Source organism: Pinirhizobacter sp. (genome assembly GCF_036499745.1).
Classification (GTDB): Bacteria; Pseudomonadota; Gammaproteobacteria; order Xanthomonadales; family Rhodanobacteraceae; genus Pinirhizobacter.
The window spans coordinates 33,032-47,913 of sequence record NZ_DASYDG010000045.1 but is presented as its reverse complement, the minus strand read 5'-3'; the positions used below and the strand labels follow the sequence as shown (position 1 = coordinate 47,913).

The window sequence follows — 14,882 nt, the reverse complement described above, 5'->3', positions numbered from 1 at the left end:
AGACATTCATTTCACTGGAAAAGGGCCAAGCTCGCTTCACGGCGACCGCTCACCGCCGTCACCACAGGGGACATCCGCTTACGGGGAGCCAGCTCGCTGGCCCATGGCGGCCGAGGATGCCTTGTGGGGAGTTTCCATCGTGAACGAACAAACCCTGTCTCGTCGTGCCCTGGCCTGCGCCGTGGCACTTTGTTTCGTGGGCGCCGTGCAGGCGCAGAACGTCACTCTTGCTGCTTACGATCCACAGGTCAACGACGGCCTCGCGGGTGCGACCATCATTTCCGCGGGGAGCACGGTAAACCTGTCCGGACCCCAGCTCTTCGCCGCCGGGACTGACGGTAGCGTGTCGACCACGCTGGCATCGTTGCGCGACGCCGGCCGCATCCTTTCCGGTTCGCAGTGGATTGGTGCCGAGCGATTGTCACCCGGGCCGCAATCGTTCGGGGTGACGGTTCCCGACACGATCACCGGCGGCAATCGCGTAGTGTCGACGTATTCCACCGCCAACCTGGTGAACATCGCCCCGGTGGCTTACACCAGCACCGTGCCGGACGTCGTGCTGGTCAATGGCGGCCAGTACATCAACATGCGCGTAGGCACCATCACCTCCGCCGGGGGCACGATGAACGTGGGCATCGGCACGCCAGCGAGCGGGCCGACGGCCGCTACCAATGGCTGGACCATCAATGCCAAGCAGACGTCGATGTTCTACGCCGACGGAACAGCGGGCAATGCCAGTGCGATCAACTGGAACTCGGTCAACCGCATCACGTTCAGTGGCACCGCGGCCACGCCCAACGACGCCGACCGGCTGTTCGCGGTGACCAACGTGGTGACCTACGGCGGCACCTTCAACGTCACCACAGTCGATGGGATGACCACCTCGCACACGGTGACCAACGCTGCGCAATTGCAGGCCTACAACAATTTCCTGATCACCCAGTTGCAAGCGGGCAACCTGGATCCGGCCAACTACAACACCGAATTCAGCAAGGCGGTTACCACCGCCACGCAAAACATCGATTACGGAATCACTGCCACTGGCAGCACCGATGAAGTGTTCCAGCCGATCGGGCTGCGTGTGGTCGTGCATGCCGTTGGCGCACAGGCCACAGGTACGGTGGCAGCGCCGGGACAGCTGGAAGTGGTCAATTCCAATGGGGGTGCGATGCGCGCCGAGCAGGGCGCCACCATCACCAACAACGGCATGTTGTCGACGACGCACACCACTGGTGACGGCACCACGATGCTGGTGACGTCGGCCAGCCATGCGGCAAACAATGGCGTGCTTAACAACGGTCTGTTCCGCAACGGAACGGCAGCCCCGACTGGCAGCTCATATAGTGGGTTTGGCGTCGATCTGAGCGGCGCGAGCGATTTTTCCAATACCGGTGTGCTCAACCTGGCACTGGGTACGACCAACGGGGCTGGCGCGGCGGTGGGCGTGCGCGTGTCCGGTGGATCGAGCGCCATCAACAGCGGAACGATGAACCTCGGTGTCACAGGGTCCCGCTCCAACGGCTCGTTGACGGGAGTGCGCGTCGATGACGACACGAGCACCTTCACCAACCAGGCCAACGGGCTCATCTACCTGGGCCGCGCCCCGCAATTCACCACAGGCGCCGCTGCCGCGGACGTCGCCCTGAACCAGCAGTCGCTTTCCACCGGGATTACCGTCAACGCCAACGCACATGTCACCAATGCCGGGCACATCGTCATCGGGGCGCTCACGCAGAATGCCGCCGCGATGAATGTAAACGGCGCGCCGACCGCGGTGGTCCACAACGACGGCGTGATCGATGTCAACGGCAATGCAACCACCGTCCCCAGGCTCAACGTGGGCATGCAGGTGACCAACGCCGGCGCCGGCAGCGGTGGCGACATCGCCAATGGCGGGACGATCAACCTCAACGGCGTTAATGGCATCGGCATCCAGCTGACAAGTACCGGAGCGGCATCGTCGGCTGCGTCGTCGGCAGGCACGATCAATGTAGCCGGCGGCGCGGACCCCGGCAGCGGCACGCGGAACTACGGCGTCTGGGCCGAGGGCCAGGGCACGGGAACCTCCACCGCCAACCTCGCAGGTGCGGTCAACCTGCTGGGCACGGGTGCCATCGGTATCCATGCGCGTGGGCGTGCCACGGTCAACGTGGCCGCCACGTCGGTGCCGACCTTCGCCGGCACCGACGAAATCGGTTTCTTTGCCTACGGCCCCAATGCGCACATCAACGTGGCCCCCGGCGCCCTGCTTGATGTCACCACGCCGCGGTCCAACCTGTTCCGGCTGGAGAATGGGGCCACGTTCGACGGCACCGGGCTGACGGTTCGCGCCTCGGGCGCCAACAGCATCGCGGTGCTGGGCACCGGCGCATCGGGCACAGCGGTCAATACGCGTAATGCCACCTTCAACGTCGACGGCGCCGGAGCGACGGGTGTCCTGGTCGAAGGCGGTGCCATCGGCACGATTGATGCCGCTACCACCATGAACCTCACCGGCACCGGGGCGGTGGCCGCGATCGTCGACGGCCAGAAACACGATCTGTTCGCCAAGGGCACGGGTACGCCAGTGGCAAGCACGACCCTGACGACACTGGCGGCGCTCAACTCCACGGCACCCAGCCTCACCGGGTACATCGCTCGCAACAACGGCAAGCTCACCAACAGCGGCAACATCGCCTTCGGCGGGGCAGGAAGCACGGGCATCCTGGTGCAGACCGGTGCCACGGCCACCAATAGCGGGAATATCTCCGTGACCGGCGGCGGCACCGGCATCCGTGCCGATGCCACGGGTGCGACGGCGGCGACCACCGCGAACAACACCGGCCAACTCACCATCGCCGCTGGCAGCATCGCAGCCCGCACGCGCGGGGCCGTGGCGCAGGGTACGCGTGCCGTGGTCAACCTCAATGCCGGCTCAACCCTGCAGATGACGGGTGTGGGCGCGATCGGCGCGGAAGCGGCAGGAGGCACGCTGAATGTGGCTTCCGGTGTGGTGCCGACTTTTGGCAACACCGACCAGATCGCCTTCCATGGCTCAGGCGCCGGTTCGAAGATCAACAGCGCGCTGTCGACGCTCAATGCCAACACCGCGCGTAGCACCATCTACAGGCTCGACGACGGCGCCGCGCTCACCCAATCATCGCCCTCTACACTTACAGCGTCCGGCGCTGGATCACGCGCACTGGTCGCATCGGGTACGGGGACCAACGCCATCCTTTCCAATACATCAATCACGGTCACCGGCAATGGCGCAGCGGCAGTGGAGTCGCGGGGTGGTGCTGCGTCGACATTGGGTGCCGGGTCGTCCGTCGTGCTGTCGGGACCGGCATCACTGGGCGGTATCGTGGACGGCCAGGCGCTTGACCTGACCGGTGCACCTGCCCGAGCGCCCGTGGCGACCACGCTGACCAATCAATCGTCGGTGACGGGCGCAGGTGCCGGCACCACCGGGTTCATCGCGCGCAATCTCGGCAGCCTCATCAATAGCGGCTCGATCGACCTTACTGGCGTCGGCGCCACGGGCGTGGTGGTGCAGGCGGGAGGTACGCTTGCCAATTCGGGACTCGTGCATGTCAGCAACGGCACGGGTGTCCGCGTCGAAGGCGCTGGTGCGCAGAACCTGGCACCGGGAGGCCGCATCACGGCCGATACTGGCCTTGCCGCGGTGCGTGTGCTCGGCGGCGCCGAACTCACCATCGGCACTGGCGACACCACGATTACCGCCGGCGGTGCAGCGCACGGCATTCTGGTGGATACCGGGGCTGCCTCGTTGATGGCGTCGGGCTCCACCATCACCACGCTGGGTACCGGAAACGGCATCGAGAACGCCGCCGAGATCGGTGGCATCCGGCTCGACGACGTAACATTCAACGTTGCCAACGGTGCGGGCCTGCGTACGGCCACCGCTATCGATCCGGCATCCACGGTGACCTTCAATGTCACCGGAAGCGGTGTCGGTTATGCCTATCGCCGCGCCGACGGCTCACCAGGCAGCGAGGACCTGGCGTTCGGCCCGGGATATCTTGCCCAGGTGACCGGGGCAGGTGGTATCGGCCTGCAGGCACTGACCACGGGCAATGTCACTACGGCTGCCACTGCCAATGTGACCCATGCGGCAGGCGGTGCGGCACTGGTAGCGGGAACGGCCAAGACCACCAAGAACACCGGAACGCTCACCTCGTTGAGCACCGTTGCCCCCGTGGTCGACCTTTCCAACGGTACGGGCACCTCGTTCACCAACACCGGCACCATCACTGCGCGTGACCACACAGGCATCGCCGTCGCCGGTAGCGCGGGCAACGACAGCGTCACGCTTGGCGGTGGCGCGCTTCGTGGCGAAGTTGCCACAGGTCCAGGAGCGGACAGTTTCACCTGGACTGGTGGCAGCCTGGAGGGAGGCCTGACCATGGGCGCCGGGCCAGGCAATACCGCGCTGGTGCAGGGCGTGGACCTGGCCGATACCTATCACCTGCTGTCCGGTTCGGGCAGCGGCAATGCGTTGACGCTTTCCAATATCCAGTCGCGTGGCGGCTCGTTCGCCAGTGACAACCTTGCGCAAGGCGTGAACTTCGGCGGTGGTTGGAACACGATCGACTTCCACGACGGCACGGCCTTCACGCTCACCGCCGGCCTCAAGCTCGCCGGCAGTGACGTCGACATCGACGGCTCCTCGACGCTGTTTGCCGGCGACAACGTCCATCCTGTGGTGTCCTCGCCCACGCCACTGTCGGCGAACCTGACAAACGCGGGCACCATCGATCTCACCAACGGTGCCGGTTCGCCGGGAAACACCCTTACCGTCGACGGCCAGTACATCTCCGGCGGTGGCAGCCTGCTGCTGGGCAGTACGCTCAACGAGGGCGGCCTGCTGGGCGTGCAGGAGACCGATCGGATGCTGGTGAACGGAAATGCCACCACACCGGGTGGCCCGACGTTGATTTCGGTAGCGCCGGCTAGTGCCAGTACCGGCGCCCTGACCGATTTCAATCACAACAGTGCCCCGGATGCCACCGAAGGCATATCACTGGTGCAGGTAGGCGGCACGTCCACGGCGGATGCCTTCCGGCTGAAGGGTGGTTACGTTGCAGCGGGACCCTGGCAGTACGTGTTGTATGCGTTCGAGCCGGGCGCCGCCGATGCCAGCCAGCGCGTGGTAAGGGGCGCCACGGCAGGCAACCGGTTCTGGGACTACCGACTGGCCAATCTTTATATTTGCCAGGACAACTGTACGGCGGTGACACCACGCAATCCGGCAGCCACGCCGCCGCCGGGCGCACCGGCAAACCCCGTGCTGCCGGAAGTACCGATCGGAACGACTGCGGCTAGCCCGCCATCGGTGGCACTGGCCGATGGGTGTGTCAGCGACGGCATCGACAGTTGCGCACCTGGGCGACGTGCCGTGACACCCCAGGTGCCGGCCTATATCTCCACGCCCACGGCTCTCTTGGAGTTCTCATACGAGACGATGGACAACCTGCATAAGCGCCTGGGCGAGATCCGGCAGGCCGCGCAGGGGCCGGAAAGCACCGGCGGTGAAGTGTTCGCGCGGTATATCGGCGGCAACTACCGCTACAACAGTGACCGCTCGTTCCAGCAGTACGGCTACGACTTCGACCTGGACACGCATGCGTTCCAGGTGGGCACGAACATCCTGGACCTTGATGGCGACAGCGGCACCTTGCGAGGTGGAGTGGCTTTCACCCATGGCACTACGCGCCTTGACCCACACGCCCTGGATGGTGACAGCCACGGTAAGTTCACCACCAACAGTTTCGCCATGTTTGTTACGTGGGAGCATGCCAATGGCTTCTACGTCGACGCCATGGCGTCAGGCGATCGCCACAGCGGGGACATAAGCACGCCCATGCGTGGCGTGGACATGGCCCATGTACGCGCCAACGGCTGGAATGGGTCGGTGGAGACCGGCTATCCGTGGCACCTGGACAGCGGCTACGTGATCGAGCCGCAGCTGCAGTTGACCCGGCAGCACCTGCAGACCGACAGCCTGGTGGATGTGGATAACAGCACCGTCGCCTGGCGTGACATCGACCAGGTGATCGGCAGGGCAGGTGTGCGTGCGTATCGCACCTGGGACAGTGGTGATGGACGGCAGCGCACGCCCTATGTCCGGCTGAACTACCTTCAGGGCTGGGGCGACCGCGCCCAGGTCACCGTGGGCGCAGCGGGCACGGATATCTCCCAGGCTTTCGACGGTGGCCGCTACGGCCGAGCGCTGGAACTTGGCGTCGGCGGCACCTGGTCGTTCAACCGTATGTTCTCCATCTATGGCGAGGGTGACTACCAGAAGGAGTTGAACGATACGGGCCTGCGCGGCTGGGGCCTGAACCTGGGCGTGCGCATGGAGTTTTGAGGGCGAGGGGCGCTGTCGGCAAGGCTTCGTCCGGCGGCGTCCCCTATACTTGCCGCCTTGCCCCTGGCTGCAAAGCGCTCCCGTGACCGACGAACTTGCCACCATCATCGATTTCATCCGCTACGCGGCCAGCCGGTTCTCGGCGGCCGGCCTCACTTTCGGCCACAGCCACGACAACCCGATCGACGAGGCCACCCACCTGGTGCTGGCCGCGGTGCACTTGCCGCCGGACATCCCCCCGGCTTATGGCGCGGGCCGGCTTACCCGTGATGAGCGCAGCAAACTGCTGGCATTGATCGAGCGCCGCGTCACCGAGCGCCTGCCCGTGGCCTATCTGGTGGGTGAAACCTGGTTCGCCGGCATGAAGTTCAAAAGCGATCACCGTGCGCTGGTGCCGCGCTCCCCCATTGCCGAACTGATCGAAGGCGGATTCTCGCCATGGCTGGACGGCCGGTCGGTGGAGCGTGCGTTGGACATGTGCACGGGCTCCGGCTGCATCGGCATCGCCATGGCCGAGTACAACCCGGAATGGCAGGTGGACATCGCCGACATCAGTCCCGAGGCGCTGTCGCTGGCGCGCGAGAACATCACTTTCCAGCAGGCCGATCGCGTGCGCGCGGTACAGAGCGACCTGTTCGCCGGCCTCGCCGGTGAAAAATACGATCTGATCGTATCCAATCCGCCTTATGTTACCCACGACGAATACGCAGCGCTTCCGCCTGAATACAGCCACGAACCCGCCCTTGGTCTAACGTCCGGTGATGATGGACTCGACCTCACCGTGCGCATGCTCGACGAAGCGGCCGATCATCTCACCGACGACGGGCTGATCATCGTGGAAGTGGGTGACAGCGAACGGACGCTGGTGGAACTGCTGCCGAACCTGCCGTTCGTCTGGCTGGAGTTCAAGGTAGGCCAGATGGGCATCTTTGCGCTTGAGCGGCGGGACCTCATTGACCACGCCGCTGGCATCCGCGAACTGCGCCAGTCACGACACCTGTAGGAAACGCGCGCCGTGTCATCCAACACCTTCGGCAAGATCTTCTCCGTCACCACCTTCGGCGAAAGCCATGGTCCGGCCATCGGCTGCGTGATCGATGGTTGCCCGCCCGGCCTTGAGCTTGAGCCTTCGGAGTTCCGGCACGACCTGGACCGACGCGCCACCGGAAAGTCCCGCCATACCTCGCAGCGCCGCGAGGCCGACGAGGTGGAAATCCTCTCCGGCGTGTACGAAGGCAAGACCACCGGCACGCCGATCGCGCTGCTGATCCGCAACGTCGATGCGCGCAGCAAGGATTACGGCAACATCCTCGACACCTTCCGGCCCGCGCACGCGGACTACACCTATTGGCACAAATACGGTATCCGCGATCCCCGCGGCGGCGGCCGTTCCTCGGCGCGGGAAACCACCATGCGCGTGGCGGCGGGCGTGGTGGCCAAGAAATGGCTGGCCGAAAAACACAAGGTGCGCGTGGCCGGATACCTTGCCCAGCTGGGCGAGATCGTCCCCCTGGGCTTCGATCCTTCCGTGGTGGAAGGCAATCCATTCTTCTGGCCGCATGAAGCGCAATTGCCTGAACTTGAGGCCTATATGGACGCCCTGCGCAAGTCGGGCGATTCAGTAGGCGCCCGGGTTACCGTGCTGGCCGATGGCGTACCCCCGGGCTGGGGCGAGCCGATCTACGGCAAGCTCGATGGCGAGCTGGCATCGGCGCTGATGTCCATCAATGCCGTCAAGGGCGTGGAGATCGGCGACGGCTTTGCCGCTGTTTCCCAGCGCGGCACCGAACACCGCGACGAGATGACCATGGACGGCTTTACGTCCAACCACGCCGGGGGCATCCTTGGCGGTATCAGTAGCGGGCAACCCGTGGTGGCTTCCATCGTGCTCAAGCCGACCTCCAGCGTGCTGGTCCCGGGCAAGAGCGTCGACAAGCACGGCAACGCCGTGGACGTGGTCACCAAGGGCCGTCACGACCCCTGCGTGGGCATACGTGCAGTACCGATCGCCGAGGCCATGGTGGCCCTGGTGCTGATGGACCAGGCTCTCCGGCACCGCGCCCAGTGCGGTGATGTGGGGCCGGTCACGCCCCGTATCGCCTGAAAATCCAACCAACGGGAATAACATCACAACGATGGGCGACAAACCGAAAGTGTGGGTCTCGCGCCCGCTGTTCCCGGACATCATCGCCCGCCTGGAGCCCGTGTTCGACGTGCATGCGGAGCCTGAAACCCGCGCATTCTCGATCGACGACCTGGTCGGCCGGCTGCATGGCATGTCGGCCGCCGTCACGGGCCTGGCCGACCGTATCGATGATCGTGTGCTCTCCCGGGCGCCGCACCTGAAATTCGTCGCCAACGTGAGCGTGGGGTACAACAACTTCGACCTCGATGCCATGCGCGCCCATGGCGTGGCAGCCTCCAATACGCCCGATGTCCTGACCGATACCACCGCCGATTACGCCTGGGCGCTGATGATGGCGGCTGCCCGCCGTGTCGGTGCCGCCGAGCGTTGGCTGCGAGCCGGGTACTGGCATGGCACGCGCTTCGACCAATGGATGGGCATGGACCTGCACGGCAGCACCCTGGGCATCCTTGGCATGGGACGCATCGGCCAGGCCATTGCCCGCCGTGCCTCAGGCTTCGACATGAAGGTGATTTACCACAACCGTTCGCGCCTGGATGCAGGACTCGAGCACGCGGTGAATGCACACTATGTCGATAAAGCCACGCTGCTGCGTCAGGCCGACCACCTGATGCTGGTACTGCCGCTTACCGCCGAAAGCCGCCACGCCATCGGCGCCGCGGAACTGGCCATGATGAAACCCTCGGCCACCCTGGTGAATATCGCCCGCGGCGGCATCGTCGACGACTCCGCCCTCGCCGCCGCGCTTGCCGATGGGCGGCTGGCGGCAGCGGGGCTGGATGTATTCGAGGGCGAGCCCGCGGTGCATCCGGCGCTGATGGCGCTGGACAACGTGGTACTGTCCCCGCATATCGCCAGCGCCAGCGGGCGCACCCGTCGCGCCATGGCCGCGCTTGCCGTCGACAACGTGCTGGCCTTCTTCGGCCATGGACCCCATGCCGGCAAGCCGCCCAGCCGCGTCGTCTGACTATTCCTTTCCCCGACCTACGAACGCATTGAAGGACCCATGAGCAAGAAGACCTCGTACAACGTCGCCATCGTCGGCGCCACCGGAGCCGTCGGCGAAACACTGCTCTCCGTGCTGGCCGAGCGCGATTTCCCCGTGGGCGAGCTGATCCCGCTTGCCAGCGAGCGTACTGCCGGTGGCAAGGTCGACTTCGCGGGCAAACAGGTCGTGGTCAAAAACCTCGCCGACTTCGATTTCGCCGGCGTGGATATTGCGTTTTTCTCCGCCGGTGGCTCGGTGAGCCGTGAGCATGCTCCGCGCGCCGCCGCCGCTGGTGCCGTGGTGATCGACAACACGTCGGAGTTTCGCTACCAGGACGACATCCCGCTGGTGGTGAGCGAAGTCAATCCGCATGCCATCGCCCAGTACGAGACGCGCGGCATCATCGCCAACCCCAATTGCTCCACGATGCAGATGCTGGTGGCGCTGGCGCCGATCCACCGCGCCGTGGGCATCGAGCGCATCAACGTGGCCACCTACCAGTCGGTTTCCGGGGCAGGGCGCTCAGGGATGGATGAACTGGCCAAACAGACGGCGGCGCTACTCAATTTCCAGGAAGCGGAACCGTCGAAGTTCAGCAAGCAGATCGCCTTCAACGTGATCCCCCACATCGACGACTTCCAGCCCAACGGCTACACCAAGGAAGAAATGAAGATGGTGTGGGAGACGCGCAAGATCCTCGAGGACGAGAGCATCCGCGTGAATCCCACCGCGGTGCGCGTGCCGGTGTTCTATGGCCATGCCGAGGCTGTTCACATCGAAACGCGCGATCCGATCGACGCCGACACGGCGCGTAGCCTGCTTGAATCGGCGCCGGGCGTGGTGGTGATCGACGAGCGCAAGGCGGGAGGCTATCCCACGCCGGTGAGCGACGCGGCCGGAAAGGACGAAGTCTTCGTCGGACGCATCCGCCAGGATATTTCCCACGACAACGGATTGAACCTCTGGATCGTCTCGGACAACATCCGCAAGGGCGCGGCACTGAACGCCGTGCAGATTGCTGAAATCCTGATCACGGACTACCTCTAGACATGACCTTCGCACCGTCGATGAAATTCACCCTTGGCTTTGCGCTGCTGGCCATCGTTGCCACCACCTGGGCCCAGGACGACACATCGAAGGTGCGTCAGGTACAGGCTCAGACGGCAACCCAGGGGGCGCAGGTGAAGGATCTGCACCAGCGCGTGGATACGCTGGAGGCCAACAGTGCCAAGGCCGATGCCGAGCTCAAGGCGAAGGACGACACCATTGCCGACCTTGAGCGGCAACTGGCCCAGGCCCGTGCCGCCACAGCTGCAGCCCATCCCGCCAAGGCGACCTCGGCGGGGGGCGGGGGCCACTGACCGAAGTTTTATGACGGCCTTAACGTTGTCGCGTAACTGCCTGTGCCGCCTATTGTTGTTTGTAAAGGGCCTGCATTACTCTTGCGCCCTAGCGATGGCAAGCCTTCTCGAGGGGAGCCGGGCCTGTCATTGGTTAACCGGGGGAATACTTAAGATGAGTCGTCCGTTGAAGCTTTCGGTGGCACTGGCGCTCGCGCTGGCCTCCCAGTACGCCGCCGCGCAGAGTCTGGGCGCCGTGCAGGTCAAGTCCAACCTGGATCAGCCGTTGGTGGCTGAAATCCCGCTGGTTTCCCAGGCTCCTGGCGACATCAAGAACGTGCAGGTAAGCCTGGCCTCGGTCGAGGCCTACGCCCGCGCCGGCATCGATCGCAGCGGTATACCCCAGGGCGTGCAGTTTGCCGTGGTCACCAACGCCAAGGGCCAGTCGGTGATCCGCGTCACCACGGTGCAGCCGATCTCCGAGCCCTACATCGACCTCCTGCTCGACGTGAAGGGCGGTGGCGGTACCTCCGTAGTGCGTGAAGTCACCCTGTTGCTCGACCCCGCCAGCGCACCGGCCCCTGCCGCGGCGCCCGCTCCTGCGGTCGTCCAGCAAGCCGCTCCGGCCGCTACACAGGCACCGACCCCGCCTGCCGCCCGTCCACCGGTACCCGAACATGCCGCCAGTGCACCGGCGGCGCCGTCGCCGGCCAGGGCGCCGCGTGCGCCCCGTACCACTGCCGAGGGCGGTTCCAGCCTGGGCACGGTGCAGAAGGGCCAAACCCTTTCCACCTATGCCAAGCAGCTTTCGGGCAACGGCGTGGACATGAACCAGGCACTGATGGCGCTCAAGCAGGCCAACCCCGATGCCTTCTATCGCGACAATATCAACGCCCTGAAGGCTGGCGTGGTGCTCCGCGCGCCATCGAGCCAGGACCTCTCGGCCACCGCCACTGCCGAGGCTTCCAGCCAGGTGCGTCGCCAGAACGAAGACTGGCGTGGCATGACGGCACGCAAGCCCACCTCGGTCGCCGATGCCGCGTCCGGCAACGCACCGTCAAAGGCCGCCCCTGCCTCCGCGGAAGATCGCCTGGCGCTGGTGCCTGCCAAGGGCAACCAGGCCGGTAACGGCAAGGTTGCCGCCGCCATGACCAGCCTGCAGCAGGACCTGGCCCGCTCGCAGGAAACGCTCACCTCGCTGCGCCAGCAGGGCGAGGAACTGAAATCCCGGGTTGATGACCTGGAAAACATCAACCAGAAGAACCAGCGCCTGCTCACCCTGAAAGACGCGCAGATCGCCGATCTCCAGAAGAAGCTGGCCGACGCCCGCAAGGCTGCCAACCTGCCGCCGGCCGCCGCCTCCGCGCCGCCTCCGGTGGCCGCCGTGGCAACGCCCGAAGCCGCGGCCTCGGCGCCCAGGCCTGCCGCGCCGGCAGCGGCGTCCACCGCCTCGGTTGCCAAGGCAGGCACGGCCGGCCAGGTACTGACCACCACCCCGCTGGTCGAGCACGCTGCGCCCGCCCCGGCCACCGTGCCGACGGCCAAGAAGCCCACGCCGGCCGCCGCAAGGCCGGTACCGGTGTCCGAAGAAGAGCCCTGGTTCATGCAGCCATGGGTCTGGGCCGTGGCTGGCGGCGCGGTGATCGTTCTGCTGTTGCTGGCCATGCTGGGCCGTCGTCGCAAGACCGCCGTTGCCGTGGCTACCGCCCCGTCGCTGGCCGATCGCTTCGGCGATGCCCCGTTGTTCGATGAATCGGGCATCGACGAGGAAGATATCGACCAGCGCGAACTGCTCGACGAACTTTCCGAGCACCCAGACGATGTCGCCCTCCATCTGGAGCTGGTCACGCTGTATTACGAACGCCGCGACGTCGAGCACTTCGAGGCCGCCGCCGAGGCCATGTACGCCCATGTGGTGGACGTGGAGCAGGAAGAATGGCAAGAAGCGGTGCGCATGGGTGAAGACCTCGCCCCGCAGCACCCGCTGTTCTCGCATGGTGCTTCGCCCGAGGTGCAACCCAGCCACGCGGCTGGAGACGACGCGGCATTGGAAGCCTTCGACATCAGCCGCTACGCGAATCACGAGACGCCGCCCGGCGACATCCCGCCGGTACCGCATGCACCGCAGAAAGTCAGCGAATATCACTTCAATTTCGACCTTTCGCCACCACGCGTTGCCGGGCAGTCGCCGGCGCCGACGAGCTTCCATGACGACGTCGACCTCGGGCCGCATGTAGATGAACCGCTGCCCGCGCACGAGGATGTCCATCCCGCGCACAGCGAACCGACCGACCTGCATGTCGCCGATGCCGAGGAAGAGGCCGCCAACAGTACGTGGAAGTTTGACGAGGCGTCCGTCGCCCCCGTCGACGTCTACGACGTGGGCGCTGAAAATTTCAGCGACGATCCGGTGGATACCAAGCTTGACCTGGCCCGTGCCTACCTGGACATGGGCGATGCCGATGGTGCCCGCGCCATGCTCGATGAGGTCGTGGCCGAAGGCACCCAGATGCAACAGGACGTCGCCAGGAAAATGCTCGCCGACCTCCACTGATCGAAGGAAACCCCGCTCCGGCGGGGTTTTTCCTATGAACACCGCTCCGGGCCGCGCTGTATCATGGGCGTTTTGAAGCTGCCCCCAGTCCATGCGCATTGCCTTCGGCATCGAATACGACGGTACCGACTTCCTCGGCTGGCAGCGCCTGAGCCATGGCCGGACGGTGCAGGGCGCGCTTGAAACTGCGCTCCGCCGCGTGGCGGACGAACCCATCGAAACCACGGCCGCCGGCCGCACCGACGCCGGCGTGCATGCGCGCTGCCAGGTGGTCCACTTCGACACCGAGGTCAGGCGCGACATGCGTGGCTGGCTGCTGGGCACATGCTCGAACCTGCCGCGCTCGATGGCCGTGACCTGGGCGCAGCCGGTGGCCGACGAATTCCATGCGCGCTTTTCCGCGCGCCTGCGCGGCTACCGTTACCGGATCGTCAATCGTCTGGTACGCGCGGCACTGGATGCGCGCTACGTCACCTGGGAGCGCCATCCGGTGGACGCCGGGCGCATGCACGCCGCGGCCCAGGCGCTGCTGGGCGAGAACGATTTCTCTGCCTTCCGCGCGGTGTCGTGCCAGGCGGCGCACGCACGCCGGTTCATGAAGAAAATCAGCGTCACACGGATAGGTGAAGAAGTGTTCGTCGACATTGAAGCCAATGCGTTCCTGCACCATATGGTACGGAACATCGTCGGCTCGTTGCTGTTGATTGGACGTGGCGAGCAGCCGGTGGAATGGATGGCCGAACTCCTGGCCGGACGCGACCGCGAGCGGGCAGGGCCCACGGCCCCGGCCACCGGACTCACCTTCCTCGGCCCGAAATACGAAGCCCACTGGGGCCTCCCCGAACAGGTAACGCTCTGATGACCCGCATCAAATGCTGCGGCATGACCCGCCACGACGACGTCCAACTGGCCGCCCGACTGGGCGCGGACGCTGTCGGCTTCGTTTTCACCCGGCGCAGCAAGCGTTTCATTGAACCTGAAGCGGCCGCTGTCCTGCGCGCAGCCTTGCCGCCCTTCGTTGATGCCGTGGCCTTGTTGATGGACGACGAACCAGCGTGGGTGGCGCATGTGATCGACGTGGTCCAGCCCGACCTGGTGCAATTCCACGGCGAGGAAACCGATGATTTCTGCAAGGGTTTCGGCAGGCGTTACCTCAAGGCCATCGCCATGGGCGACGGCGAGGCCGCCTTGCACAAGCTTCACACCTATCCCGGTGCCGCCGGCCTGCTGCTCGACGGTCACGGCCTGGGCGAGTCGGGGGGTACCGGCCGCGTCTTCGACTGGTCGTTGATGCCGAAGGATTTTCCCCAGCCGCTCATTCTCGCTGGCGGTCTCGACAGCACCAACGTGGCCCGCGCCATCGCCTTGGCCCAGCCCTGGGCGGTGGACGTGGCCAGCGGCATCGAGTCATCCCCGGGGGTGAAGGATGCCGCTAAGATGGAACACTTCATCGCCGCCGTCCGGCGAGGTCAAGGCACCTGAAC

General features: G+C 65.4%; 9 protein-coding genes. All 9 read left to right on the top strand.

Annotated elements, in window-relative coordinates; all coding sequences use genetic code 11:
* The first annotated feature begins 139 nt into the window (after nt 1-139).
* The 9 genes from VGM61_RS15450 to VGM61_RS15410 all read left to right on the top strand — a co-directional run bounded on the left by VGM61_RS15450 (nt 140) and on the right by VGM61_RS15410 (nt 14,880).
* Nucleotides 140-6,370, top strand: a complete 6,231-nt coding sequence (locus VGM61_RS15450) for an autotransporter outer membrane beta-barrel domain-containing protein (RefSeq protein WP_331523752.1) — start codon at nt 140-142, stop codon at nt 6,368-6,370.
* Nucleotides 6,371-6,452: 82 nt separating this feature from the next.
* Nucleotides 6,453-7,373, top strand: a complete 921-nt coding sequence (gene prmB / locus VGM61_RS15445) for a 50S ribosomal protein L3 N(5)-glutamine methyltransferase (RefSeq protein ID WP_331523751.1) — start codon at nt 6,453-6,455, stop codon at nt 7,371-7,373.
* Nucleotides 7,374-7,385: 12 nt separating this feature from the next.
* A complete protein-coding gene (gene aroC, locus VGM61_RS15440) occupies nt 7,386-8,474 on the top strand; it encodes a chorismate synthase (protein ID WP_331523750.1) in 1,089 nt (362 codons plus the stop codon).
* Between the two features lie 31 nt (nt 8,475-8,505).
* Entirely contained in the window at nt 8,506-9,483 is a 978-nt protein-coding gene (locus VGM61_RS15435) for a D-glycerate dehydrogenase (RefSeq protein WP_331523749.1), read from the top strand.
* 39 nt (nt 9,484-9,522) lie between these two features.
* Entirely contained in the window at nt 9,523-10,551 is a 1,029-nt protein-coding gene (locus tag VGM61_RS15430; RefSeq protein ID WP_331523748.1) for an aspartate-semialdehyde dehydrogenase, read from the top strand.
* Nucleotides 10,552-10,553: 2 nt separating this feature from the next.
* A complete protein-coding gene (locus VGM61_RS15425; RefSeq protein ID WP_331523747.1) occupies nt 10,554-10,865 on the top strand; it encodes a hypothetical protein in 312 nt (103 codons plus the stop codon).
* Between the two features lie 154 nt (nt 10,866-11,019).
* The gene (locus VGM61_RS15420) at nt 11,020-13,398 is read left to right on the top strand and encodes a FimV/HubP family polar landmark protein (RefSeq protein WP_331523745.1); all 2,379 of its coding nucleotides are present in this window, start codon (nt 11,020-11,022) and stop codon (nt 13,396-13,398) included.
* 91 nt (nt 13,399-13,489) lie between these two features.
* A complete protein-coding gene (gene truA / locus VGM61_RS15415) occupies nt 13,490-14,257 on the top strand; it encodes a tRNA pseudouridine(38-40) synthase TruA (protein ID WP_331523744.1) in 768 nt (255 codons plus the stop codon).
* The gene (locus VGM61_RS15410; RefSeq protein ID WP_331523743.1) at nt 14,257-14,880 is read left to right on the top strand and encodes a phosphoribosylanthranilate isomerase; all 624 of its coding nucleotides are present in this window, start codon (nt 14,257-14,259) and stop codon (nt 14,878-14,880) included. Before truA ends, VGM61_RS15410 begins: the two co-directional genes overlap by 1 nt.
* The last annotated feature ends 2 nt before the right edge of the window (nt 14,881-14,882 follow it).

Excerpts from the sequence above, each read along its gene's own strand:
- VGM61_RS15435 (WP_331523749.1), top strand. The coding sequence starts at position 8,506 with ATGGGCGACAAACCGAAAGTGTGGGTCTCGCGCCCGCTGTTCCCGGAC.
- truA (WP_331523744.1), top strand. The coding sequence starts at position 13,490 with ATGCGCATTGCCTTCGGCATCGAATACGACGGTACCGACTTCCTCGGC.
- VGM61_RS15410 (WP_331523743.1), top strand. The coding sequence starts at position 14,257 with ATGACCCGCATCAAATGCTGCGGCATGACCCGCCACGACGACGTCCAA.
- VGM61_RS15430 (WP_331523748.1), top strand. The coding sequence starts at position 9,523 with ATGAGCAAGAAGACCTCGTACAACGTCGCCATCGTCGGCGCCACCGGA.
- VGM61_RS15420 (WP_331523745.1), top strand. The coding sequence starts at position 11,020 with ATGAGTCGTCCGTTGAAGCTTTCGGTGGCACTGGCGCTCGCGCTGGCC.
- VGM61_RS15425 (WP_331523747.1), top strand. The coding sequence starts at position 10,554 with ATGACCTTCGCACCGTCGATGAAATTCACCCTTGGCTTTGCGCTGCTG.